The organism is Vineibacter terrae, assembly GCF_008039615.1.
GTDB classification, from domain to species: domain Bacteria; phylum Pseudomonadota; class Alphaproteobacteria; order Reyranellales; family Reyranellaceae; genus Vineibacter; species Vineibacter terrae.
Genome location: NZ_VDUZ01000039.1, coordinates 59402 through 82075 on the forward strand (window position 1 = coordinate 59402; position 22674 = coordinate 82075).

The following is a 22674-nucleotide window of genomic DNA, read 5'->3' on the forward strand; positions in this document are numbered from 1 at the left end:
GCGAGGCGCAAATCGATGTGCCGCGGGCGCGGAGGACAAGAAGATGAGCGTGCGTGCAGGGCGTGAGTTCCTGGCGATTCCGGGGCCGACGACAGTGCCGGACGAGGTGCTGCGGGCCATGCACCGCCCGGCAGTGGACATCTATGCCGGCCCGCTGCTGGCGCTGACCGACAGCCTGCTGCGCGACATCGCTCGCGTGTTCAATACCAAGGGGCGGGCCTACATCTATATCTCCAACGGCCACGGCGCCTGGGAGGCAGCGCTCACCAATGTGCTGTCCCGGGGCGACAAGATCCTGGTGCTGGAGAGCGGCCGCTTCGCCCTGGGCTGGGGTGACAATGCCCGCCGCATGGGCGTCGAGGTCGAGGTGCTGAAGGGCGACATGCGCCGTGCGGTGCGCCCGGCCGAGGTCGAGGCGCGTCTGAAGGCCGACAAGGGCGGCACCATCAAGGCCGTGCTGGTGGCGCAGATCGACACGGCCTCGGGCGTGGTGAACGACATCGCCGCGATCGGCCAGGCCGTGCGCGCGGCGGGGCATGAGGCGCTGCTGATGGTCGACGCGGTGGCGTCGCTGGGCTGCATGCCCTTCGAGATGGACGCCTGGGGCGTCGACGTCGCGATGTCGGGCTCGCAGAAGGGCATGATGACTCCACCCGGGCTGGGCTTCGTCGCCGCCAACGACCGGGCGCGCCAGGTGCACAAGAAGGCCGGGCTGCGCACGCCCTATTGGGACTGGACCGACCGCGAGGGCGACATCCACTACCAGAAATACGCCGGCACGCCGCCGGAACACCTGCTGTTCGGCCTGCGGCAGGCGCTCGACCTGCTGTTCGAGGAAGGACTGGACAATGTCTTCCTGCGCCACCGCCTGCTGGCCGAGGCGGTGCGCCGCGCCATCGGCGCCTGGGGCGAAGGCCAGGCGATCGGCTTCAACATCATCGAGCCGGCCGAGCGCTGCGACACGGTCACGACGGTCCTGCTGAACGGCGGCCGCGACCCCGAGGCCCTGCGCAAATACTGCAACCAGAAATGCGGCGTCGTGCTGGGTCACGGCATCGGCGAGCTCGCAGGCAAGGGCTTCCGCATCGCCCATATGGGCCATGTCAACGCGCCCATGGTGCTGGGCACCTTGAGCGTGATCGAGATGGCGTTGAACGCGCTGGCCATCCCCCACGGCAAGGGCGGTGCCCAGGCCGCGATCGACTGGCTGGGTGCGCAGGTGCCGGCGTAGCCGCGACTGTCAACCCCGCAGCAGGTCGGCGCGCGCCTGCACAAAGGCGGCCGCCAAGGCGTCTCGCGCGGGGTGCCGGCCGGCGATGACACGGGCCTGGCCGCCAACCCAGACGCTGTCGATGGCGGAGCCGCGGTGGCTGGCGAACATGTGGGCCGAGAGCATGTCAGGTGCCTCCAGGCCGCGCAGCGCGATGTGCTGCGGATCGAGCGCCACGAAGTCGGCCTGTTGGCCCACGGCCAAGCCGCCGATGGCACGGCCTGCGGCCTGGGCGCCGCCGGCCACGGCGGCCAGAGTGAGCGCGGTGGCGATCTGAGGATGTGTCGCGTCGGCGCCGACGTTGCGCTGGCGGGTCGCCAGCCGCTGGCCGTATTCCAGCAGCATCAGCTCCTCGGCGGCGTTGACGCAGACATGGCTGTCGGACCCGATGCCCCAGGCCCCGCCGCCGTCGCGCCAGGCGGCGAGATCGAACAGGCCATCGCCGAGATTGGCCTCGGTGCTGGGGCACAGGCCGACGACGGCCCGGCTTGCCGCCGCGTCGCGATATTCGGCTGCGTCCATGTGCGTGGCGTGGACGAGGCACCACCGCGCATCGACCGGGGCGTGATCGAGCAGCCAGGCCACCGGACGCTGGCCGCTCCAAGCCAGGCAGTCGTCGACCTCCTTCGTCTGCTCGGCGACGTGGATATGGACCGGCGCCGTGGGATCGATCGTGGCGAGGCCGGAAAGCGCGTCGTGCAGCGCCGCTTCAGGCACGGCCCGCAACGAGTGCGGCGCCAGCCCGAGCCGCGCGCCGTGCGCGTCGCAGACGGGCTTGAGCGCCTCCACCAGCCGCAGCATCGAGTCGGTCGAGCGGATGAAGCGGCGCTGGCCCTCGGTCGGGCGCTGGCCGCCGAAGCCGCTGCACTGGTAGAGCACCGGCAGCAGCGTCAGCCCGATGCCGGTGGCGCGCGCCGCCCGCAGCGTCGCCAGGGTCAGGGTAGCATCGTCGACATAGGGCGTTCCGTCAGGCTGGTGGTGGACATACTGGAACTCGCAGACGCTGGTGTAGCCGCCTTCCAGCATCTCGGCGTAGAGCCAGCCGGCGATCGCCTCCATCTGCTGTGGCCCCAGCCGGGCGGCGAAGCGGTACATCAGGCTGCGCCAGCTCCAGAAGCTGTCCTGCTGCTGGGTACGGTGCTCGGCAAGGCCCGCGAAGGCGCGCTGAAAGGCGTGCGAGTGCAGGTTGGGCATGCCGGGGATCAGCGGCCCGCGGGCGATCGCCGCGCCGGCCTGCGGCGCCGTGCCTGATGCGACCCGCGTGAGCTTGCCGGCATCGTCCCAGCACAGCAGCACGTCGCGCGACCAGCCTGTGGGCAGCAGCGCGTCGCGCGCGAAAAGCGCCTGCGTCACGCCGCCTTCTCCGTGACGATCCTGCCTTGCCGCACGATCCGTTTCACGGGCCGCTGCCCGAACCAGTAGGCCAGCTCGGCGATGTCCTGGATATCCCACAGCACGAAGTTCGCCGGCACGCCGGGGGCGATGAGGCCGTGTGTCTCGTGCAGGCCCAGCGCGCGCGCCGCATGCGTGGTGACTGCGGCCAATACCTCCGGGACCGTCAACCGGAAGAGCGTGCACGCCATGCTCATCATCAGCAGCAGGCTCATCGCCGGCGAGGTGCCGGGGTTGTGGTCCGTCGACACCGCCATCGGCACACCGGCGGCGCGCAGGGCGGCGATCGGCGGCGGATGCGTGTCGCGCAACGCATAGTAGGCGCCGGGCAGCAGCACCGCGACCGTGCCGGCCGCGCGCATCGCCTCGACGCCGGCCTGGGAGAGATGCTCGACGTGGTCGCAGGACAGGGCGCCGTGGCGCGCGGCCAGCACCGCGCCGCCGGTGTCCGACAGTTGCTCGGCATGCAGCTTCACCGGCAGGCCCAGCGCCCGGGCAGCCTTGAAGACACGCTCGGTCTCTTCCAGCGAGAAGGCGATCCGCTCGCAGAAGACATCGACGGCGTCGACCAGGCCCTCGGCCGCCAATGCCGGCAGCATCTCGGTGCAGACCAGATCGATGTAGTCGCCGCTGCGGCCGGCGTACTCCGGCGGCAGCGCATGCGCGCCGAGGAATGTCGTGCGCACGGTCACGCCATGCGCCTCGCCCAGCCGCCGCGCCACGCGCAGCTGCTTGCGTTCGTGCTCGAGCGCGAGCCCATAGCCCGACTTGATCTCGATCGCGCACACGCCGTCGGCCAGCAGGTTTGCGAGCCGGGCCGAGGCGGCGGCGAACAGCTCATCCTCGCTGGCCGCACGCGTGGCACGCACGCTCGCCACGATGCCGCCGCCGGCCCGCGCCACGTCCTCGTAGCTGGCGCCTGCCAGCCGCATCGCAAACTCATTGGCGCGCAGCCCGCCATAGACCAGGTGGGTATGGCAGTCGACCAGGCCGGGTGTGACCAGCGCGCCGCCACCGTCATGGCGCGGCCCTCGTGTGAAGGATGGCGGCGCTTCCGCTTCCGAGCCGACCCAGGCAATGCGGCCATCGCGTACCGCGATCGCGGCTGCGCCGGCTGCAGGCTCGGCCGCGAGCCGGATGTTGTGCCACAGGCCATCGGCCGTGGGATGGTGCGCGGCGTTCATGACCGACATTTCGCTCCGGCGCCGATGTGCGGGCCGCAGCATAGCGCTGCTGCCGGCCGATGCCATCCCGGTTGCGGCCGGGCCGCCGCGTCGGTCGATGCTAGTGCGAGATCAGGACCGGCGCCGTCATGCTGGCGAGCACCGTGCGGCTGGCGCCGCCCAGCACCATCTCGCGCAGGCGCGAGTGGCCGTAGATGCCCATCGCGATCAGATCGACCCCAAAGTCGGCGGCGCGTGACAGGATCACGTTGCCGACATCCGAATCGGCCGCCGAATCGCGCTGCACTGTCACCTTCACGCCATGACGGGCGAGCCACCCTGCGACGTCGGCACCGGGCTCGGGGCCATGGCCGGTCGGCGAGGACTCGGGGTCGATCACCAGCACGATCACCTTTTCGGCCGCGGTCAGGAAGGGCAGGGCATCGGCGGCGGCGCGCGCAGCCTCGCGGCTGGCATTCCAGCACAGCAGGACGGTGCCGCCCGGCGGCTTCGTCACGCCGATATGCGGCACCACGAGGACGGGACGGCCGGTTGCCATCGCCACCGTCTCCGGGAGGGAGGCGGGCGTCGTCGTCACCGGCGCCGCGCCGTCATGCTGGCCGATCACGACCAGATCGGCGTAGCGGGTCTGCACCACCAGCTCCTGGTCAATCGCGCCATCGGCCGTGCGCCATTCGGACGACACGCCCTTATGGGCGATCCCCTGATTGAAAGCGGCGGTTGCGGCGGCCTCATCGGCTTTCGACCTCTCCTCGTAGGCACGGTAGAGCAGGTCCATCGCCGCTCCGGCATCGGTGAATACCGGCGCCTCGAAGCGCGCCCGCACATGCAGGCCGGCGAGATGAGCTTTGAAGCGCTGCGCCAGCTCGGCGGCGGTCGCCACGCGGCTCTGGGTCGTCCTATCTGCATCGCAATGAACGAGAATGGTCCGATAGGCCATGGGCGCCCCCTCTTGCTGCTACAACCGAGGTTATTTTGGCATCTTTGTCCTCATCCCGGCGTTGACCCATGTCAACAGGGGAGATCGGATCACGGTGCGCCAGGGACGGTGTGACGCGGCCTGGATGTTGGAGGTGGCCGGCGAAGTGTCGTAACGTCCCGCTGCAGAAAGCCAAGGATCAGGCGGGATGGGTGTCGGGGCCAGGGTATTTGTTGTCGATGACGAGGATGCCGTTCGCGATTCGCTCCAGGCCCTTCTCGAGGTGGCAGGTTTCGAGGCGCAATGCTTTCCATCGGCGCGGGCGTTTCTCGACTGGGTGGCGGTAGATCAGATCGGGTGCCTGCTTGTCGACGTCCGCATGCCGGACATCGACGGGCTGGAGCTGCAGAGAAGGGTCGGGGCGACCTGCCCCGGGATCGCCGTCGTCATGATGACAGGCCATGCCGATGTGCCGATGGCCGTGCAGGCGATGAAAGCGGGGGCGGTCGATTTCATCGAGAAGCCCATTGCCCGTGAGGCGCTGCTGGCCGCGATCCGCCGGGCCGTTGCCCATGCGGACGAACGTGGACGTGCGGCGGTCGAGCGCAGCAGCGAAGAGGCGAAGATCTCGTCGCTGAGCGTGCGCGAACGCCAGGTTCTTGCCGGTCTTGTGGCCGGCCATCCCAACAAGGTGATCGCGCATCGCCTGGAGATCAGCCCGCGCACGGTCGAGATCTACCGTGCGCGGCTCATGGACAAGATGCAGGCCCACAGCCTTCCGGAGCTGATCCGCATGGCCGTCGTGGCTGGCGTGGAGCCGGATTGACCGGCACGTGCGTGCCCCCTGTCGCGTCCGGGAAGAACCTGACTTCATCGTGCCGGGGCGGCCCGTTACCCTGCCGTAGGCCGGCAGCTGATCGGCAGAAGGGTGGAAGCATCGGAGGCGTATGGCCGAGGCTATCTATATCGTCGATGACGACGAGGCCGTGCGCGATTCGTTGCGCGCGCTGTTCGAGGCGCACGGCTTCGATGTCCATGACTTCGCCTCAGGCACGGCGTTCCTGAGTTCCTATGCGCCGGCCATGCGGGGATGCCTGCTGCTGGATGTCAACCTGCCGGGCATCGACGGGTTCGAGGTGCTGAAGCGGCTGATCGCGTTGGACAGCCGCCTGCCGGTCATCATCATGACCGCCCGCACCGACAGCCGTACCAGCGGCAATGTGCTGGCCGCCGGCGCGGCCGGCTTTGTCCAAAAGCCCTTCGTGGCCGGCGACGTGATGGCGCTGGTGAACGGCATGCTGCACCGCCCCTGAGGCGGCGTGCCGCAGGCCGCGGGACGGCTGGCATGCGGCGGCACGCTGACCGTATAGTGGCGCCGAGTGGCGATGTCGGATGCTTTGGGGTGCCATGTCGAGTGCGGACGAGATCAGCGCGCGGCTGCAGTCGATCCTGGATACTGTGCCCGACGCGATCATCGTGATCGGCGAGGACGGACGCGTCGAGTCCTTCAGCGCCGCGGCCGAGCGCATGTTCGGCTACGCTGCCGCGGACGTGATCGGCTGCAACGTCAGCATGTTGATGCCGGCGCCATACCGCGAGGAGCACGACGGCTACTTGCAGCGCTATCTGCGCACGGGCGAGAAGCGGATCATCGGCATCGGCCGGGTCGTCTCCGGCCTGCGCCGGGACGGCACGACGTTCCCCCTTCAGCTGTCGGTCGGTGAAGCCGGCTTCAAGGGGGGCCGTCTGTTCATCGGCTTCATCCGCGACCTCACCGAGCGTCAGGCGACCGAGCGCCGGATGGAGGAGCTGCAGACCGAGCTGGCGCATGTCTCGCGCCTGAGCGAGATGGGGCAGATGGGCTCGACCCTGGCCCACGAGCTCAACCAGCCGCTGACGGCCATTCTCGCCTATCTGGGCGCGGCAGAGCAGCTGCTGCAGGCCGACGCGCGGCACGAAAAGGCCCGCTCGATGATCGAGAAGGCAGCCAACCAGGCCAAGCGCGCGGGCACCATCATCCATCAGCTGCGGGCGTTTCTCGGCAAGGGCCAGAGCTCACGCCGCGCCGAGTCCGTCAACAAGATCGCGGAAGAGGCCAGCGCCCTGGCGTTGATCGGCGCCAAGCAGCTCGAGATCCAGTCCCGTCTCGAGCTCGATCCGGCAGCGCCCGTCGCCCTTGTCGACCGGGTGCAGATCCAGCAGGTCATCGTCAACCTGATCCGCAACAGCATCGAGGCGATGGAGCAATGCACGACGCGCGAGCTCGTCGTCCGCACCGTCGCCGGCGGCGACGTCGTGACCATCACCGTGTCCGATACCGGGCCCGGCGTGGAGCCCGATATCGCCCGCAAGCTGTTCCAGCCATTCGTGAGCACGAAGGCTGAAGGCATGGGAATCGGCCTGTCGATCTGCCGCTCCATCGTGCGTTCGCATGGCGGTGAGATCGAGGCGCACCCGAACGCGAGCGACAGGGGCATGACGTTCTCGTTCACGCTGCCCAGGGAGACGGACGGGCAGGCGGCACTCTCCCGATCGGCGGCCATGCCGGCTCAATAGGACAGCAGGGTCGGGACGGCCATCGAGCGCAGCACGGTGCGGGTGGCGCCGCCGAATGCCCATTCGCGCAGGCGGCTGTGGCCATATGCGCCCATCACGACCAGGTCGACGCCGTGGTCCGACGCGGCGCCGAGGATGGCTTGACCGGGATCCCGGCGGTTCAGCGGCGCGCGTTGGATTTCGACGGATATGCCGTCGGCCGCCAGGTGGGACGCGGCGTCTTCGGCCGAAGTGCCGGCGCTTGTCTCGTCATCGGCCGTGAACAGGATGACCCGCTCGGCCTGCCGCAGGAACGGCCGGGCATCGTGCGCGGCGCGAGCCGCCTCGCGGCTGCCGTTCCAGGCCAGCAGGACACGCCGGCCACACGATGCGAAGGGACCGCCGCGCGGCACGCAAAGGACCGGCTTGCCTGCGGCCAGCGTCACCGGCGCCACCAGGGGCGATGCCGCGTCGTCGCTGTCCTGGCTGAGGACGAGCATGTCGGCTGCTGCGGCCTGTTGCGCCAGCACGGTGTCGGGACGGCCTTCGATGGCACGCCACGCCAAGCCGATTCCAGCGCGCGCCGCGCGGTCCGCCAGCCGGGCGCCGATGCGCGCCGCGCGCAGCCGCTCCGCCCGGATTTGCCGGCTTACGACGTCGGCGGGCGCATGCTGGGCGTAGAGGAAGGCGGCGGAGCGCCCCTGCAAGGCGAAAATGACCAGCAATTTGGCATGGTGCCGGCGCGCCACATCCGTGGCCAGCGACATCCGGACTGGCATCTGGCTGTCGGCGTCGCCGTGCACCAGCAGCGTTCGCAGAGGCATGGCTTGATCCCGTCGGTGTATCGGCGGCATCCTGGACGACGCTGGTTGGTCGCACCTTGATGCGGGTCAAATTTCTGCCCGTGCTGCCGAGGCGGTGTGATCCACATCAAGGAGACGGCGAGGCTCTCGACCGATTATTCGGGACGCCTGCCGAGCAGGGTTGAGGGGGATTGAGCCATGACATATCGTGTCGTTCTCGTGCCCGTGCTGGGTGATCCGGCTGACACCGCAGCCCTCGCGATCACCGGCACCCTTGTCGGACAGATGCGCTCCCACATTGTCGGGCTGCACGTTCGCAGTCCGATCAGCATGGCCGTCTCCGGCGGCATGTTCGAAGGTGCGTACATGTCGCCGGACATCCTGACCTCCTTGGAGGATGCCCGGCAGACGGTCGCCGCCGCGGCGCGGGACAGCTTCCGTCGCTGGCAAGAGGCGTCGGGCATCGAGATGGCCGCGGCGCCCGGCGGATCGGCGACGCTGTCGGCAGAGTGGAACGAGGTGGAGGCCGCCGTCTCCACGGAGATCGGCAGCCGTGGGCGAACCACCGACCTGGTTGTGCTGGCCCGGTCCAGCCGGGAGTACTCGGCGCCCACGGATGACGCCCTGCACGGGGCGCTGTTCTATACCGGACGGCCCGTCCTGCTCGTCTCCGGGGCACCGCCGGCAGACCTGTTCGGCACGGCCGTGGTCGCCTGGAACGACAGCCGTGAAGCGGCCCATGCGCTTGCCGCAGCCTGGTCGCTGCTGGGGCGGGCAAAGCGCATCGTGATCTTCATCAGCGGCGAGGACGATGCGTTGCGGCGCTCGGCGGATCGCCTTGTCACCCATCTGGCCTGGCGCGGCTACGCGGCCGCGACCGTCGTGTCGGATGCATCCCAGGATGCCGGCGTGGGCCTGCTGGCAGTCGCCAATCGCGAAGGCGCCGGATTGATCGTCATGGGTGCCTACTCGCATAGCCGCTTGAGGCATCTCGTTTTCGGCGGCGTGACCAGCCACATCTTCAAGAACACGACGATACCCGTCCTGATGGCCCACTGAGCGCTCGTTGCGACAGATCAAGGCGGCGACCAACGCGTCGACCTAGCGTGGCCTCCCAACATGAAGGGATCAGCCATGGCACGGGTAGCGCTCGTCACCGGTGGCACGCGCGGCATCGGCGCAGCCATCTCCAGGAGCCTCAAGCAGGCGGGATACGTGGTCGCCGCGACCTACGCCAGCAACGACGCGGCGGCCCGGGCGTTCAAGGACGAGACGGGAATCGCCGTCTACAGATGGGACGTCGCGGATTACGATGCCTGCGTGGCGGGCCTCCGGCAGGTCGAGGCGGATCTCGGCCCTGTCGAGATCCTGGTGAACAATGCCGGCATCACCCGCGATACGATGTTCCACAAGATGACACCGCAGCAGTGGAAGGCGGTCATCGACGTCAATCTGGGCTCGCTGTTCAACATGTGCCGGCCGGTGATCGAAGGCATGCGTGCGCGCGGCTTCGGTCGCATCATCAACATCTCGTCGATCAACGGCCAGAAAGGCCAGATCGGCCAGGTGAACTACTCGGCCGCCAAGGCCGGGGATATCGGCTTCACCAAGGCCCTCGCCCAGGAGAACGCCCGCAAGGGCATCACGGTCAATGCCGTGTGTCCGGGCTACATCGCCACGGACATGGTCAAGGCAGTGCCCAAGGAAGTGCTGGAAACGGCCATCCTGCCGCAGATTCCGGTGGGCCATCTTGGCGATCCCATGGAGATCGCGCGTTGCGTCGTCTTCCTGGCGTCCGACGACTCGCGATTCATCACCGGCTCGACGTTGACGGCGAACGGCGGTCAGTACGTCGTCTGACCGCCGCCCGCGCCTTACGCTGCCTTGCGCAGGATCGCCTGTTGGGCGTCCGCCATCAGCCTGGTGGCGGACGCCGTGTAGTCGTTCACCGCTGCCTGCGCAAAGGTCGACTGGACATCGACCGCGGCGGTGACCGACCGGCACTGCGTCAGCGACGACAGGAAATCGGCCTGGGCCTGCAGGCGCTGCGCCGCGAAACGGAGGCTGCTGGCCGCCATCGTCATCGGCATGTCGATCACCATGGCTTTCCACACTGCCTGTGGCGCGGTGATGTCGAACGGGATCGAAAACGTGCTTTTCATCGGTCGGCTCCTTTCTCTGGCAATCGAAGCAGGTTCATGCCTGGATCGCCTTGATCCAGGTCATTTTCCGCGGCTGCCGCAGCCGCGGGGGCGCGTTGGCGCGCCGCTGCTTGCGCGGGTCACGTGACGCTGGCGATCCTGAATGTGATGGTATTGCCGTCATGTTCCCGCACGGTGACGTATTCACCGGGGCGCAGCGCATGGGCCTCCAGGCGGAAAAGCGGCTCATCGTCGTCCTCGCCCGGCGCGTACGAGAAGGCCCAGGTGCCGTGGCGGGTGTGATGCAGCAGGCCGGTCCTGTCGTCCTCGTCCCGCCAGAAGCGGCGGACGGTGCAGGCCTTGCGGTCGCGGCGGAACGCGGCGACGTCGATGCGGCCGCCGATATCCATCGGCATCCTGATCTCGTAGCCGCAGGCGGGGTCGCCGTCCGGATATCCCGGGTTGCGTGCCATTTCCAGGCGGACTGTTCTCATGGTCATGGGACACCTCAATGCTGGGGGCGGAGGGCAGGGCCGGCGGGATCGATCTCCTTGCAGAGGTCAAGGCCCATCCAGCTGTAGCCGAGCCCTTCCCACCGCGCGGTCTCGCCAACGGCGGCGACGCTGGCGCCGTCAACCCGGATGCGCGCGAAGCCGTGGTCTCGCGCGACGCCTTCGACTACTTTCAGCAGAGACGCCAGCGGATCGGCGGTGCCGCGCCAGCCGACATTGGCGACGATCCGCACATCAAGCGCGGCGCCACCACCATCACACGGGTCCATCTGGTAGCCGCAGACGGCGTAGATGTAGCCCGCGTTGGTCTCGGCCGTCAGGATGCCGCCGGCCCCTTCCTCGGCCAGCAGGGTGCGTGCTTCGGCCAGCCAGGTGTCCATTGTCCAGTCCGGATAGCGCAGATGGACCAGCGGCCAGGCTTCTGCCAATCGGCAATCCGGCAGGGCCCGGATTCGCCACTCCGTCATGGTTCGTCACCTCCATTCACGAACGATCATTTATGTCGCCGCGTGTCGATGGATGCCCTGATCTAGGTCAAGGCAGGGTGCAGCCCGATTCCGGATGTTCGGCTGGTCTTCAGACGCAGCGGAGCAGTCATGTCGATCCTTCGCACTCCACCGGTCGCGGGCACCGCCGACCCGTCAGGCCTGCCGGCGAACCGCGTGGCGGCCGGTGCGCTTCCATGCAACACCTGCGCCGCACGGCAGTTCTCGATCTGCGCGCCGGTGAGCGATGCCGACCTGCCGCACTTCTTCGCAATGTCGGTCAAGCTGCGCTTCGAGCCGCGCCGCTACCTGTTCGACGAAGGCGATGCGCCGCGCTACGTCTTCAGCATCGCCAGCGGCACCGTATGCCTGTCCAAGGCCTTGTCGGACGGTCGCCGGCAGATCACCGGCTTTCTGTTCGCGGGGGATTTCATCGGCCTGGCGCATGGCGAGACCTGCGCCTACACGGCCGAAGCGCTGACGCCGGTGGAAGTGTGCCGCTTTCCGCGTGACCGGTTCGAGCGCTACATGACCGAGCATCCGCATGTCGAGCGCCGCCTGCTGCAGATCGCGTCGACCGAGCTGGCCGCGGCCCAGGACCAGATGCTGCTCCTGGGGCGCAAGACGGCGACGGAACGTGTCGCGAGCTTCCTCATCCGGCTGTCGGACCGTGCGGTGGCGCATGGCCGGTCGGGAAACCCGGTCTGCCTGCCGATGACCCGTGCCGAGATCGGCGACTATCTCGGCCTGACGCTCGAGACGGTAAGCCGCACGATGACCCAGCTGCGCAAGCGCGGCGCCATCGATCTGGACAACACCAGCGTCGTGCGCCTGACCTCCGAGGAGACCCTGCGGCGCCTGGCCGGTGTCTGAGCCGCGATCATGCACGACCACGCGAGCGCTTCCGGCGCAGTCGGACTGATGGCGCTGCTGCCGCCGGATTTCGCATCGGCATCGCTCTACCTGGCGCTTTTTGTCACCGGCCTTCTTGCCGGCGCCACGCATTGCACGGCGATGTGCGGTCCCTTCGTCCTTGTGCGCGCGGCCCGCGCCGGCGCAGGGCTGCCGGTCGAGGCGCTGGGCCCATGGCTGCGCCTGCGCGCCGGCGCATTGCCCGCCTACCATGCCGGCCGTGCCTTGACCTATGGCGCGTTCGGTGCCGTTGCGGGCGCCTTCGGCGGTGGCTTTGCGGCTGTCATTGGCTTGGCGTGGGTGCGCTACGTCGCCATCGGCCTCGCGATCGCGCTGCTGCTTGTGCCCGTCGTCGGACGCGTTTCGGCCGTTGTGTCGACCGCGGCGCCACCGCAATGGTGGCAGGACGCGGTTGCGCGCATCGCCGGCAGTGTCGCGCGCGCACCGGGCATGCTGGGCGACGTGGCCTTGGGCGCGGCGCTCGGCTTCCTGCCGTGCGGCATGATCTACACGGCCCTGGCCGCGTCCGCCGGCTCAGGCAGCGCCGGGGCGGGTGCGCTGTCGATGATGGCCTTCGTGGCCGGGACATGGCTGCCGCTGGCGGTGCTGGGCGCGCTTGGCACAACGGCCGGCCGTCGACTGCGGGTGCTGCTGCGCCGCTGGGCGGTGCCGCTTGCCGTGGTCAACCTGCTTGCCCTGGGCGCCTGGTTCGCGCACGCGTAGCGGCTGCGGTCATGGCGGCGCGGCGATGGCATCGCGGTATGCATGCCACGTCGCATGCGCGATGACTGGTGCGATCACCGCCAGGCCGACGAACAGCGTGGCGATCCCCGCTGCCGTGAAGCCCACGATCAGGATGCCCCAGAACAGCATTGCGCGCCGGTTGCGCCTGACGGCCTGGACGCTCGCCAGGATCGCCTCGATCACCGACACGTCGCGGTCGACCAGCATCGGGAGGGAAACCGCAGATATGCAGAAGGCGATCAGCGCGAACAGCCCGCCGATCAGGCCGCCGATGACGAGCAGCGCCAGCCCTGGCGATGTGCCCAGAAGCTCCGGCAGCGAGGTCACCGAGCGATGCCCGCTGTGGAAGAACAACGGATAGAGCAGCAGGGCGACGCGGATCCAGGCGAGATGCAGCAACAGCAGGACGGCGCCCATCAGGGCAAGCTGCCCCGGCGCCCGCCATGCCATCAGCGCGGTGCCCAGGCGCGGCCGCTCGCCCAGCTCCAGGCGCCGGCTGGTGTCGTACAGGCCGGCCACGAGCAGCGGTGCGACGATGAAGAAGCCGCCGGTGAATGGCAGCAGCAGATGGATTTCGCCGGCGACCGCGAGCGCCAGGGTCAGCGCCCAGCTGCAGGCGACCAGGCCGAAGCCGTAGAACAGGCCGATCTCGGGTGCGCGCGTGAAGTCGCGCCAACCTCTCTCCAGCCAGGTCCACGGCCGGTCCAGCGGCAGCGAGCCGTCGCCGGGCAGGATCGGTGGCTCCTCGTTCCGCTCGGCGTCGTAGGCGCATGTCATCGAAGGGCTCCGGCTGCGGGCCAGTGGCGGTGTCAGCCGCTGCGTGCGCGCTGGCTGCGGCTGGCTGTCGCAGTGTCGCGCTGCGGCCGGGCCTTCGCCTTGATCGAGATCAAGGGGCGGCGTCACGGGCCGCGCTAACAGGACGCCTCGTCATGCATGACGTGGGGAGATCATGTCACTGGCCGCTGTTGCTTCGCCCATCGCCGTCGTCCGGCCACGGACGGACGAAGCCCTTCTCGACAACGTGACGCGCGCTTTCGTCATCGCGATCTGCTTCTGGGGTGTGGTGGCGTTCGTTGCCGGCGTCTATATCGCGCTTCAGCTGGCATTTCCGGCCCTGAACCTCGGCCTGGAATGGACCACGTTCGGTCGCCTGCGGCCAGTCCATACGTCGGCCGCGATCTTTGCCTTCGGCGGTAATGCGATGCTGGGCACGTCGTTCCACGTCGTGCAGCGCACCTGCCGCGCGCGCCTGTTCGGCGGCGCGCCGGTCGCCTGGTTCATCTTCTGGGGCTACCAGTTCTTCATCGTGATGGCAGCCCTGAGCTACGTGCTGGGTGTCACGCAGAGCAAGGAGTACGCCGAGCCGGAGTGGTACCTCGACCTGTTCCTGGCGGTGATCTGGGTCACCTATCTCGTGGCGTTCATGGGCTCGCTGATCAAGCGGCGCGAGCCCCACATCTATGTCGCGAACTGGTTCTACCTGGCGTTCATCATCACGGTGGCGATGCTGCACATCGTCAACAACCTGTCGGTGCCCGTCTCCCTTGCCGGTGCCAAGAGCTACACGCTGTTCGCCGGCGTCCAGGATGCCATGACGCAGTGGTGGTACGGCCACAACGCGGTCGGCTTCTTCCTCACCGCCGGCTTCCTGGGCATGATGTACTACTTCATCCCCAAGGCGGCGGGACGGCCGGTTTACTCCTACCGGCTTTCGATCATCCACTTCTGGTCCCTGATCTTCCTCTACATCTGGGCCGGCCCTCATCACCTGCACTACACCGCCTTGCCGGACTGGGCGCAGACCCTGGGCATGGTGTTCTCGATCATGCTCTGGATGCCGTCATGGGGCGGCATGATCAACGGCGTCATGACGCTCTCGGGCGCGTGGGACAAGCTGCGCACGGATCCGTCGCTGCGCTTCAGCGTCACCGCGGTGGGCTTCTACGGCATGTCGACCTTCGAGGGGCCGATGATGTCTGTGAAGCAGGTCAATGCGCTTAGCCACTACACCGACTGGACGATCGGGCATGTCCATTCCGGTGCGCTGGGATGGAACGCGCTGGTGACATTCGGGGCGGTCTACTTCCTCGTGCCGGTGCTCTGGGGGAAGAAGGCGCTATGGTCGACGCGGCTGGCGTCCTGGCACTTCTGGATCGCGACGATAGGCATCGTGCTCTACATCACCGCGATGTGGGTGAGCGGCATCATGCAGGGCCTGATGTGGCGCGCCTACGACGCGCTCGGCTTCCTGCAGTACTCGTTCGTCGAGACAGTGGAAGCGATGCGGCCTTTCTACATCATCCGCGCGCTCGGCGGTCTGTGCTTCCTCAGCGGCGCCTTGCTGATGGTCTACAACCTGTGGCGCACCGCGACATCGGCGGAGCCCGAGCCGCAATCCGCCGTCCCATCGGGGCCGGCTGTCGCCCACGCGGCGCAGTAGGGGGCGACAATGGCCTTTCGTCATGCCGTCATCGAACGCAACAGCATCCTGCTGCTGGTGCTCACCTTGTTGACCGTCAGCATCGGCGGCCTCGTCGAGATCGTACCGCTGTTTGCGGTCGAGACCACGATCGAGCGCGTGGCCGGCGTGCGCCCCTATGCGCCGCTGGAGCTGATGGGCCGCAATATCTACATCCGCGAGGGCTGCTACCTCTGCCATAGCCAGCAGATCCGCCCCTTGCGGGATGAGGTCGAGCGCTACGGCCACTACAGCCTGGCTGCCGAGAGCATGTACGACCACCCGTTCCAATGGGGCTCCAAGCGCACGGGTCCCGACCTGGCACGTGTCGGTGGCAAGTATTCCAACGAATGGCACGCCGCCCACATGATCGATCCGCGCTCCGTCGTGCCCGAGTCGATCATGCCGGCCTATCCGTTCCTCGACCGGCCGCTCGACTATGCCCTCATTGCCGACCATCTCAAGGCGAACCGGGCCGTCGGCGTGCCCTATACTGACGAGATGGTCGCCAGCGCACGGGCCGATCTCGAGGCGCAGAGCAACCCCGATGCCGATTCGACGGCGCTCCTGAAGCGCTATCCCAAGGCCGTGGTCGCCGCCTTCGACGGCAATGCGGCTCGCATCACCGAGATGGATGCGCTGATCGCGTACCTGCAGATGCTGGGCACGCTGGTGAAGTTCTCCGACGTGAAGCCGGACGCGTTGCGGCAGTAGGAGAGTGCGATGTCGCTGATTGATCTGCTGCCGCAAGCCCGCTCGCTGTGGACGGTCTGGTTCTTCCTCGTGTTCCTCGGCGTAGTCACCTGGACGCTGTGGCCGGGCCGCCGCCGCGAGCTGGAGGCACGTGGCCGTATCCCGCTGGACGATGATCAGCCGCAGGGAGGTGGTCGCCATGGCCGCTGAGACTGAACGGGACGCGGTCACGGGCCGCGAGACGACCGGTCACGAATGGGACGGCATCAAGGAGCTGAACAACCCGCTGCCCACCTGGTGGCTCTACACGTTCTATGCGAGCATCGTCTTCGCCATCGTCTGGTCCGTGCTCTATCCGTCGCTGCCCTGGCTGGATGGCGTGCTGGGCCACAGCGAACGGCGCAGCATCGTCGCCACCATGAACAAGGCGGCTGCCGAGCAGAGGCCGTATGTCGATCGCATCCTCAAGACCTCGCTGGACGAGATCCGCGTCGACCCCGATCTGCTCACCTTTGCACGCACCGGTGGCCGCATCGCCTTCAACAACAACTGTGTGCCCTGCCACCAGGCCGGCGGCGCCGGCACGCGCGGCTATCCCAGCCTCGCCGATGACGATTGGCTCTGGGGTGGCACCCTGGCGGAGATCGAGCAGACGATCCGCTTCGGCATCCGCACCGAGCACGACAAGACGCATAGCTCGATGATGCCGCGCTTCGGCGCCGACAGCATGCTGACTTCGGCGCAGATCGACGACGTCGTCGAATACGTGCGCTCGTTGTCGAAATCGCCGCACGACGCGGCACGCGCGGCGCGCGGCGCAGGGGTCTATGCCGAAAACTGCGTCGCCTGCCACATGGAAGGCGGTGCCGGCAACCGTGAAATCGGCGCCCCGGCGCTGAATGACGCGATCTGGCTCTACGGCGGCGACCGCGCCGCCATCCGCACCAGCGTCTTCATGGCCCGCAGCGGCGTCATGCCGGCCTGGCAGGACCGGCTCGACGACGCCACCATCAAGATGCTGACGCTCTACGTGCACGGCCTCGGCGGCGGCAAGTAGGGGCAGGAGAATCATGGTCGCCATGCCCGAACGGCGCGATCTGGAACCGGCAGCCACCGATCCGCAGTCCGTCACAACGCCGGCGCCGCTCTATGCCAGCCGCGTGCGCGTCTACCCGCGCAAGGTGTCAGGCACCTGGCGCAGCGTGAAATGGGTCGTCCTGGCGGCCTGCCTGACCATCTACTATGCCGCAGCATGGCTGCGTTGGGACCGTGGTCCCAACGCGCCCGATCAGGCTTTCCTGATCGATATCGTCGGCGGTCGTGCCTACTTCCTCGATCTCGAGATCTGGCCGCAGGAAGTCTACTACATCACCGGCCTGCTCATCCTCGGCGCAGTCGGGCTGTTCCTCGCCACCAGCCTGTTCGGCCGCGTCTGGTGTGGCTATAGCTGCCCGCAGACGGTCTGGACCGATCTCTTCATGCTGGTCGAGCGCTGGATCGAGGGCGACCGCAATGCGCGCATCCGGCTCGACAAGGGGCGGATGACGGCCCGCAAGGCAGCGCTGAAGACGGCCAAGCACGCCGCCTGGCTGCTGATCGCGTTTGCCACGGGCGGTGCATGGATCCTCTACTTCAACGACGCGCCGACCGTGACGCGCGCGTTCTTCGCCGGACAGGCCGGCGCGGGCGTCTATTTCTTCGTCGCGCTGTTCACGGTCACCACCTACACCCTGGCGGGTTGGGCCCGCGAGCAGGTCTGCACGTATATGTGCCCGTGGCCGCGCTTCCAGGCCGCGATGTTCGACGAGCACAGCTTCACGGTGACCTATCGTGCCTGGCGTGGCGAGCCGCGCGGCGCCAAGCGCAAGACGCAGTCGTGGGAGGGACGCGGCGACTGCATCGATTGCAAGGCATGCGTGCAGGTCTGCCCGACCGGCATCGATATCCGCAATGGTCCGCAGCTCGAATGTATTTCCTGCGGCCTGTGCGTCGATGCCTGCAACGAGATGATGGACCGCATCGACCGCCCGCGCGGCCTGATCGACTGGACGACGCTGGCAGCGGATGCGGCGGCGTCGAAGCGCGAGAAGCCAGTCTACCGCATCGTGCGCTCCCGCACGCTGATCTACACGGCCCTGCTTGTGATGGTCGCCGCGGTGATGGTCGTGGCGCTGGCGCTGCGATCCACGGTCGAGGTCAATGTGCTGCGTGATCGCAGTCCGCAGTTCGTCACGCTGGCCGATGGCTCCATCCGCAACGGCTACACGATCAAAATTCTGAATAAGACCCGTTCCACGGTGACATACCGCATCCAGTTCGAGGGCGTGGCCGGCGCCACGATGGCATTGTCGGGTGGTGCGCCCAGCGCCGGCACGGTCGAGGTGACCGTGAATCCCGACTCGGTGGGCAGCTTCGCGCTCTTCGTGCGCGCCGAGCGCGGCGTGCTCACCGACAAGTTCCAGGCCGTGCAGTTCAGCATTATCGATCCCGCCGGCGATGTCGCTGCCCGGCGATCGACCGTGTTCGCCGGCCCGGGCTGAGTGTGGTGGAGACACGCATGGCCATCCTGATCCGGCCTCATCGAGGTCCGCGTTCGATCATTCCCTGGCTGTTTCCCGCCGGTCTCGGCCTGGTGGTGCTGGTGAACATGGTCATGCTCTGGTTCGCGCTGGGTACGTTTCCTGGCGTTGTGGCAGGCAACGCCTACGAGCGTGGCCGCAAGTACAACCAGGTCCTGGCACAGGACGCCGCCATCGCCGCCCTGGGCTGGCATGTCGACGTCGGCATCGAGCGCGGACAGGGCGAGGCTGTCGTGGCGCGCTATGTGGGCCCCGACGGCAAGCCGATCTCGGGGCTTGATCCGCGCGCCATCCTCACGCGCCCCGTCGGCGATCCGGTTCATCTTGAGGTGCGCCTGCGGGAAGAGGCCCCGGGCGTGTACCGGGCCGGCGTCGCCTTGCCTCACCGCGGCCTTTGGGATGTCGCCCTGGCCGCCGGCACCGGGCCGGTGGCACATCAGGCGTCGGCGCGCATCACCGTCCGATGACTCTGGCGGCCACAGCGCCCGATGGGCTCGCGCGATCGTCGGTCGCCATCGGCGGCGCCAGCTGCCTTCATTGTGGCGGCGACGTTCGTCCCGGCGAAGCCTATTGCTGTGCCGGTTGCGTCAGCGCCCATGCTCTGGTCAGCCAGCTCGGCCTGGATGCCTACTACGACCGTCGGCCCGATCGCGTGGAAGCGCCTGTGCTGGATGCGCTGCCGTCCGATCCGACGCCCTATGTCAGGGTCGACCGCGACCGTTGCACGGTCGAGCTTGCGATCGACGGCCTGCACTGCGCGGCATGCGTCTGGCTGATCGAAACGGCGCTGGGGCGCGACCCGGATGTGCTGGTCGCCCGTCTCAGCACCACCGACCGGCGCTTGCGCCTTGCGTGGCGTGGGCCCGCTGACCGCGCGGCCCGACTCGCCGAACTGGTGCGCCGGCTGGGCTATCGCGTGGCGCCGTTCATTCCTGGCGCAGCCGCGCGCCTGGCCGATGACGAGCAACGCTTCCTGCTGCGCTGCATGGCCGTGGCCGGCTTTGCCGCCGCCAATGTGATGCTGCTGTCGGTGTCCGTGTGGGCCGGCGCCTGGAGCGGGGCCGACGGCATGGGGAGCGCGACCCGCGACCTGCTGCACCTCGTCTCGGCGGTCATCGCTCTGCCGGCCGTGCTCTACGCCTTGCGTCCGTTCCTGCGCTCGGCGCTGGGGGCGCTGGCGCATGGCCGGTCCAGCATGGACGTGCCGATCGTGATCGGTGTCATGCTCACCCTGGCAGTGAGCCTGGCAGAAACGCTGGGTTCCGGCCGCCATGCCTATTTCGAATCAGCGTTGATGCTGGTCTTCTTCCTGCTGGTGGGGCGCTACGTCGAGCGCCGTGCCCGGGGCCGCGCCCGCTCGGCGGCAGCGCACATGCTGAGCCTCGCCAGCGGCGTGGCCATGATCGAAGCGCCTGACGGCACATTGCGGTCGGTGACGCCGGCCCAGGTCCGGCTCGGCGATACGCTGCGGGTGGCGACCGGCGAGCGGCTGGTCGCCGATGCCGTGCTGCTCGGTGATGAGACGCAGATCGACAATTCCGTGGTCAGTGGCGAGAGCCTGCCGGTGCGGGTCCTCGCCGGCACGACGATCCATGCCGGCGCGATCAATCTCGGGCCACCCTTGCGGGCGCGTGTTGCGGCCGTCGGCGACGACACGATGCTGGCGCGCATCGCGCGCCTGCTGGAGGCGGCCGAGCAGGGACGCGGCCGGTTCGTGGCGCTGGCCGATCGCGTGTCGCGCTGGTACGCGCCGCTGGTCCATGTCGTGGCCGCGTTGACCTTCGCCTCCTGGTATTTCATGGGCGGTGCTTCAGCGCACGAGGCGGTCCTGATCGCGGTGGCGGTCCTGATCGTGACGTGTCCGTGCGCGTTGGCCCTGGCACAGCCCGCGGTGGCGACGGCCGTGGTCGGACGGCTGGCCCGGGACGGCGTCCTGGTGGTGTCGCCGACTGGGCTGGAGCGGCTGGCCGACGTCGACACGGTCGTTTTCGACAAGACCGGGACCCTGACATTGGGGCAGCCGGTCTTGCAGCCGCAGCCCGCCCGGCCGGCCGCGGCATTGCGGGCTGCAGCCGCAATGGCCGCCAACTCCCGCCACCCGCTGGCCCGCGCTCTTGTCGCGGCGGTGCCGGATGTCGCGCCGCTCGACGGTGTGACGGAGCACCCCGGTCTCGGCCTGTCCCATGCCGGTACGCGCCTGGGATCGCGACGCTTCTGCGGCGTGCCGGATGACGGTGCTGCCGATTCGGCCGAGCTTTGGCTGGCGCACGATGGCCACGACGCGGTCCGCTTCGCGTTCACCGACGCTTTGCGGCCCGATGCGGCCCAGGCCGTGGCCGCATTACGGGCGCGCGGCCTTGCCGTGTCGCTGCTGTCGGGCGATCGCGCGCCGGCTGTCGCGCTTGTGGCGGCGCAGGTCGGCATCGACGATTGGCAGGCTGGCCTGACACCCGACGAGAAGCTGGATAGGATCCGGGCGCTGGCGGCCGCGGGGCGCCGTGTGCTGATGGTCGGCGACGGTATCAACGATGCGCCGGCCCTGGCGGCGGCGCACGCGTCTCTATCGCCGGGAGACGCCACGGATGTGGCGACGGCAGCCGCCGATGCCCTTTTCCGGGGCCGCTCCCTGGCCGGTGTCGCGGTCGCGGTTGATGCAGCGCAAAGCGCGAGCCGGCGGATGCGGGCCAATCTGGCGCTGGCATTGGCCTACAACCTGATTGCGGTGCCGGTCGCGATGGCGGGCTTGCTGACACCGCCGCTGGCGGCGGCAGCCATGTCGGGCTCCTCGCTCATGGTGGTGCTCAACGCCATTCGGCCGGTCCGCGCCGGTCCGAGGCCTCAAGGGAGGGGATGATGAACGTCATGCTCATCCTGCTGCCGGTGGCATTGCTTCTCGGCGGATGCGGTCTGGTCGGGTTTCTTTGGGCTTTGCGTTCCGGGCAGTTCGAGGATCCGGATGGCGATGCCGCCCGGATTCTCTTTGACGAGCCGTCGCAACGGCAGGGTCGATCCTAGGAGGTGGAGATGGAGGAGGAGCTTTCGGCGTGGGCTGTCGGCGTGTTGAGCACGCTCATGGCAGGCTTGGGCCTTTTCCTGTGGGCCCGGTCGGTCGACATGCCCATGGGCCTGTTCGGATTCGGCCTGGTCGTGTTCGGTGTGGCGTTTGACTTCTGGCTGCTCAAGCGGCACTTCGACCTGGCCGAGATTCGGATCGACGGCAAGGAGGGACGATGAGCGCCTACGCATTGGTCGCCAAGCATGTTGCCGCCACCCTGGCGGAAGCCGCGACGCAGTCCATCTCGCCGGATGTGGTGGCACGCAACCTCGTGCTGGAAGCCGTGCGCATCTTCAAGCAGGAAGGCCGGCCATTGGCCGATATCGCGGCCGAGCTGATCGCCACGGCGGAGAACCTCGACGAGGACGAAGCCATCGGCTTCATGCGCCCGTAGCCGGGCGCTTTCCTCTGGCAGAAGCGGGGGATCCGGGGGCCATCCCGGATCCCCCGCTTCGTTTTTGGGGCCAGACGATAGCCCTACCGGGCGGAAGGTTAAGCGCCAGCCTTTCGCAAGTTGCCGGCAGGGTGTTGAATTGGCGGGATCTACGCCTCAGATTCTACACAGCATTCATGGTGAGACCTGATGACCGTACATGACTGGATGTGGTCGGAGGCGTGCGAGGTGATCGCGCGTGCCGAGAGGATGCACCGGGAGTTCTTCCGGCCGGCGGGCGCGATGGCGTCGCAGCCGGCCTGGCAGCCGCCCGTCGACATCCTCGAGACCGACCACGAGGTTCTCGTCCTCGTTGCGCTGCCCGGGGTCGATGCGGAGCAGGCCGAGGCGGTGATCGCGGATGACGGCCATCTGGTCATCGGCGGCACCCGGGTTCTGCCGCCGGCGTTGCGGACGGCGACGATTCATCGGCTGGAGCTGCCTCAAGGCCGCTTCCTGCGCCGTTTGCCGCTGCCGCCTGGGCGCTACAGCGACGTGCGCCGTGCCACCATCGATGGCTGCCTCGTGATCACCTTGCAGAAGGCAGGCTAACTCCGTG

General features: G+C 68.2%; 27 protein-coding genes. 19 read left to right on the top strand and 8 right to left on the bottom strand.

Translation table 11 applies throughout. The annotated features are described in order from the left end of the window. Positions 1-43 precede the first annotated feature (43 nt). The gene (locus FHP25_RS28545; protein WP_147850388.1) at positions 44-1231 is read left to right on the top strand and encodes a pyridoxal-phosphate-dependent aminotransferase family protein; all 1188 of its coding nucleotides are present in this window, start codon (positions 44-46) and stop codon (positions 1229-1231) included. Positions 1232-1240: 9 nt separating this feature from the next. On the opposite strand, the gene FHP25_RS28550 is transcribed toward FHP25_RS28545, so the two are convergent. From FHP25_RS28550 to FHP25_RS28560, 3 genes are all read right to left on the bottom strand, one after another. After that, positions 1241-2623 carry a formimidoylglutamate deiminase gene (locus tag FHP25_RS28550; RefSeq protein ID WP_147850389.1) on the bottom strand — a complete coding sequence of 461 codons (1383 nt, stop codon included), beginning with the start codon at positions 2621-2623 and terminating at the stop codon, positions 1241-1243. Continuing rightward, positions 2620-3846 carry an imidazolonepropionase gene (gene hutI, locus FHP25_RS28555; RefSeq protein WP_147850390.1) on the bottom strand — a complete coding sequence of 409 codons (1227 nt, stop codon included), beginning with the start codon at positions 3844-3846 and terminating at the stop codon, positions 2620-2622. The genes FHP25_RS28550 and hutI overlap by 4 nt, the downstream gene beginning before the upstream one ends. Positions 3847-3946: 100 nt before the next feature. Then, positions 3947-4786: a universal stress protein gene (locus tag FHP25_RS28560; protein WP_147850391.1), complete on the bottom strand. Its 840-nt coding sequence runs from the start codon at positions 4784-4786 to the stop codon at positions 3947-3949. Between the two features lie 187 nt (positions 4787-4973). On the opposite strand from FHP25_RS28560, the gene fixJ reads away from it, so the two are divergent. The 3 genes from fixJ (at position 4974) to FHP25_RS28575 (ending at position 7321) form a co-directional block, all read left to right on the top strand. Continuing rightward, the gene (gene fixJ, locus FHP25_RS28565; protein WP_147850392.1) at positions 4974-5591 is read left to right on the top strand and encodes a response regulator FixJ; all 618 of its coding nucleotides are present in this window, start codon (positions 4974-4976) and stop codon (positions 5589-5591) included. A 121-nt stretch (positions 5592-5712) separates the two neighbouring features. Next, positions 5713-6078 carry a response regulator transcription factor gene (locus FHP25_RS28570; protein ID WP_147850393.1) on the top strand — a complete coding sequence of 122 codons (366 nt, stop codon included), beginning with the start codon at positions 5713-5715 and terminating at the stop codon, positions 6076-6078. A gap of 94 nt (positions 6079-6172) precedes the next feature. Further along, complete coding sequence (locus FHP25_RS28575; RefSeq protein ID WP_231712512.1) at positions 6173-7321, top strand: sensor histidine kinase; 1149 nt, start codon at positions 6173-6175, stop codon at positions 7319-7321. On the opposite strand, the gene FHP25_RS28580 is transcribed toward FHP25_RS28575, so the two are convergent. After that, on the bottom strand, positions 7315-8124 hold the full coding sequence (locus tag FHP25_RS28580) for a universal stress protein (protein WP_178133849.1): 810 nt from the start codon (positions 8122-8124) through the stop codon (positions 7315-7317). The two genes, FHP25_RS28575 and FHP25_RS28580, sit on opposite strands and share 7 nt — an antisense overlap. Positions 8125-8322: 198 nt before the next feature. On the opposite strand from FHP25_RS28580, the gene FHP25_RS28585 reads away from it, so the two are divergent. Together FHP25_RS28585 and phbB are read left to right on the top strand one after the other, a co-directional pair. After that, a complete protein-coding gene (locus FHP25_RS28585; RefSeq protein WP_178133850.1) occupies positions 8323-9162 on the top strand; it encodes a universal stress protein in 840 nt (279 codons plus the stop codon). A gap of 75 nt (positions 9163-9237) precedes the next feature. Beyond that, the gene (gene phbB / locus FHP25_RS28590; protein ID WP_147850397.1) at positions 9238-9963 is read left to right on the top strand and encodes an acetoacetyl-CoA reductase; all 726 of its coding nucleotides are present in this window, start codon (positions 9238-9240) and stop codon (positions 9961-9963) included. 14 nt (positions 9964-9977) lie between these two features. On the opposite strand, the gene FHP25_RS28595 is transcribed toward phbB, so the two are convergent. The 3 genes from FHP25_RS28595 to FHP25_RS28605 form a co-directional block, all read right to left on the bottom strand. Beyond that, entirely contained in the window at positions 9978-10265 is a 288-nt protein-coding gene (locus tag FHP25_RS28595) for a phasin family protein (RefSeq protein ID WP_147850398.1), read from the bottom strand. 119 nt (positions 10266-10384) lie between these two features. After that, positions 10385-10744: a sortase family protein gene (locus FHP25_RS28600; protein ID WP_231712513.1), complete on the bottom strand. Its 360-nt coding sequence runs from the start codon at positions 10742-10744 to the stop codon at positions 10385-10387. An 8-nt stretch (positions 10745-10752) separates the two neighbouring features. Next, positions 10753-11223 carry a hypothetical protein gene (locus FHP25_RS28605; RefSeq protein WP_147850399.1) on the bottom strand — a complete coding sequence of 157 codons (471 nt, stop codon included), beginning with the start codon at positions 11221-11223 and terminating at the stop codon, positions 10753-10755. 129 nt (positions 11224-11352) lie between these two features. Between FHP25_RS28605 and FHP25_RS28610 the strand changes: the two genes are divergently transcribed. Together FHP25_RS28610 and FHP25_RS28615 are read left to right on the top strand one after the other, a co-directional pair. Further along, the gene (locus FHP25_RS28610; RefSeq protein WP_231712514.1) at positions 11353-12114 is read left to right on the top strand and encodes a Crp/Fnr family transcriptional regulator; all 762 of its coding nucleotides are present in this window, start codon (positions 11353-11355) and stop codon (positions 12112-12114) included. A 9-nt stretch (positions 12115-12123) separates the two neighbouring features. Then, positions 12124-12876, top strand: coding sequence for a sulfite exporter TauE/SafE family protein (locus tag FHP25_RS28615; RefSeq protein WP_147850400.1), 753 nt, complete (start codon positions 12124-12126; stop codon positions 12874-12876). Between the two features lie 9 nt (positions 12877-12885). Here FHP25_RS28615 and FHP25_RS28620 read toward each other — a convergent pair whose 3' ends face one another. After that, positions 12886-13674 carry a DUF2189 domain-containing protein gene (locus FHP25_RS28620; RefSeq protein WP_147850401.1) on the bottom strand — a complete coding sequence of 263 codons (789 nt, stop codon included), beginning with the start codon at positions 13672-13674 and terminating at the stop codon, positions 12886-12888. A gap of 172 nt (positions 13675-13846) precedes the next feature. On the opposite strand from FHP25_RS28620, the gene ccoN reads away from it, so the two are divergent. From ccoN to FHP25_RS28675, 11 genes are all read left to right on the top strand, one after another. After that, the gene (gene ccoN / locus FHP25_RS28625) at positions 13847-15337 is read left to right on the top strand and encodes a cytochrome-c oxidase, cbb3-type subunit I (RefSeq protein ID WP_147850402.1); all 1491 of its coding nucleotides are present in this window, start codon (positions 13847-13849) and stop codon (positions 15335-15337) included. 9 nt (positions 15338-15346) lie between these two features. Next, positions 15347-16069: a cytochrome-c oxidase, cbb3-type subunit II gene (gene ccoO / locus FHP25_RS28630; protein ID WP_147850403.1), complete on the top strand. Its 723-nt coding sequence runs from the start codon at positions 15347-15349 to the stop codon at positions 16067-16069. Positions 16070-16078: 9 nt separating this feature from the next. Continuing rightward, positions 16079-16258 (top strand): cbb3-type cytochrome oxidase subunit 3, encoded by a 180-nt coding sequence (locus FHP25_RS28635; RefSeq protein WP_147850404.1) that lies wholly within the window; start codon positions 16079-16081, stop codon positions 16256-16258. Further along, the gene (gene ccoP, locus FHP25_RS28640) at positions 16248-17105 is read left to right on the top strand and encodes a cytochrome-c oxidase, cbb3-type subunit III (RefSeq protein WP_147850405.1); all 858 of its coding nucleotides are present in this window, start codon (positions 16248-16250) and stop codon (positions 17103-17105) included. The genes FHP25_RS28635 and ccoP overlap by 11 nt, the downstream gene beginning before the upstream one ends. Before the next feature lie 13 nt (positions 17106-17118). Further along, entirely contained in the window at positions 17119-18588 is a 1470-nt protein-coding gene (ccoG, locus tag FHP25_RS28645; protein WP_147850406.1) for a cytochrome c oxidase accessory protein CcoG, read from the top strand. 17 nt (positions 18589-18605) lie between these two features. Then, entirely contained in the window at positions 18606-19094 is a 489-nt protein-coding gene (locus FHP25_RS28650; RefSeq protein ID WP_147850407.1) for a FixH family protein, read from the top strand. Then, positions 19091-21481 carry a heavy metal translocating P-type ATPase gene (locus FHP25_RS28655; protein WP_147850408.1) on the top strand — a complete coding sequence of 797 codons (2391 nt, stop codon included), beginning with the start codon at positions 19091-19093 and terminating at the stop codon, positions 21479-21481. The genes FHP25_RS28650 and FHP25_RS28655 overlap by 4 nt, the downstream gene beginning before the upstream one ends. 8 nt (positions 21482-21489) lie before the next feature. Then, complete coding sequence (gene ccoS / locus FHP25_RS28660; RefSeq protein ID WP_408068555.1) at positions 21490-21642, top strand: cbb3-type cytochrome oxidase assembly protein CcoS; 153 nt, start codon at positions 21490-21492, stop codon at positions 21640-21642. A 9-nt stretch (positions 21643-21651) separates the two neighbouring features. Beyond that, the gene (locus FHP25_RS28665; RefSeq protein WP_147850410.1) at positions 21652-21861 is read left to right on the top strand and encodes a hypothetical protein; all 210 of its coding nucleotides are present in this window, start codon (positions 21652-21654) and stop codon (positions 21859-21861) included. After that, positions 21858-22076 (top strand): hypothetical protein, encoded by a 219-nt coding sequence (locus FHP25_RS28670; protein ID WP_147850411.1) that lies wholly within the window; start codon positions 21858-21860, stop codon positions 22074-22076. The genes FHP25_RS28665 and FHP25_RS28670 overlap by 4 nt, the downstream gene beginning before the upstream one ends. Before the next feature lie 189 nt (positions 22077-22265). Then, positions 22266-22667 (top strand): Hsp20/alpha crystallin family protein, encoded by a 402-nt coding sequence (locus FHP25_RS28675; protein WP_147850412.1) that lies wholly within the window; start codon positions 22266-22268, stop codon positions 22665-22667. The last annotated feature ends 7 nt before the right edge of the window (positions 22668-22674 follow it).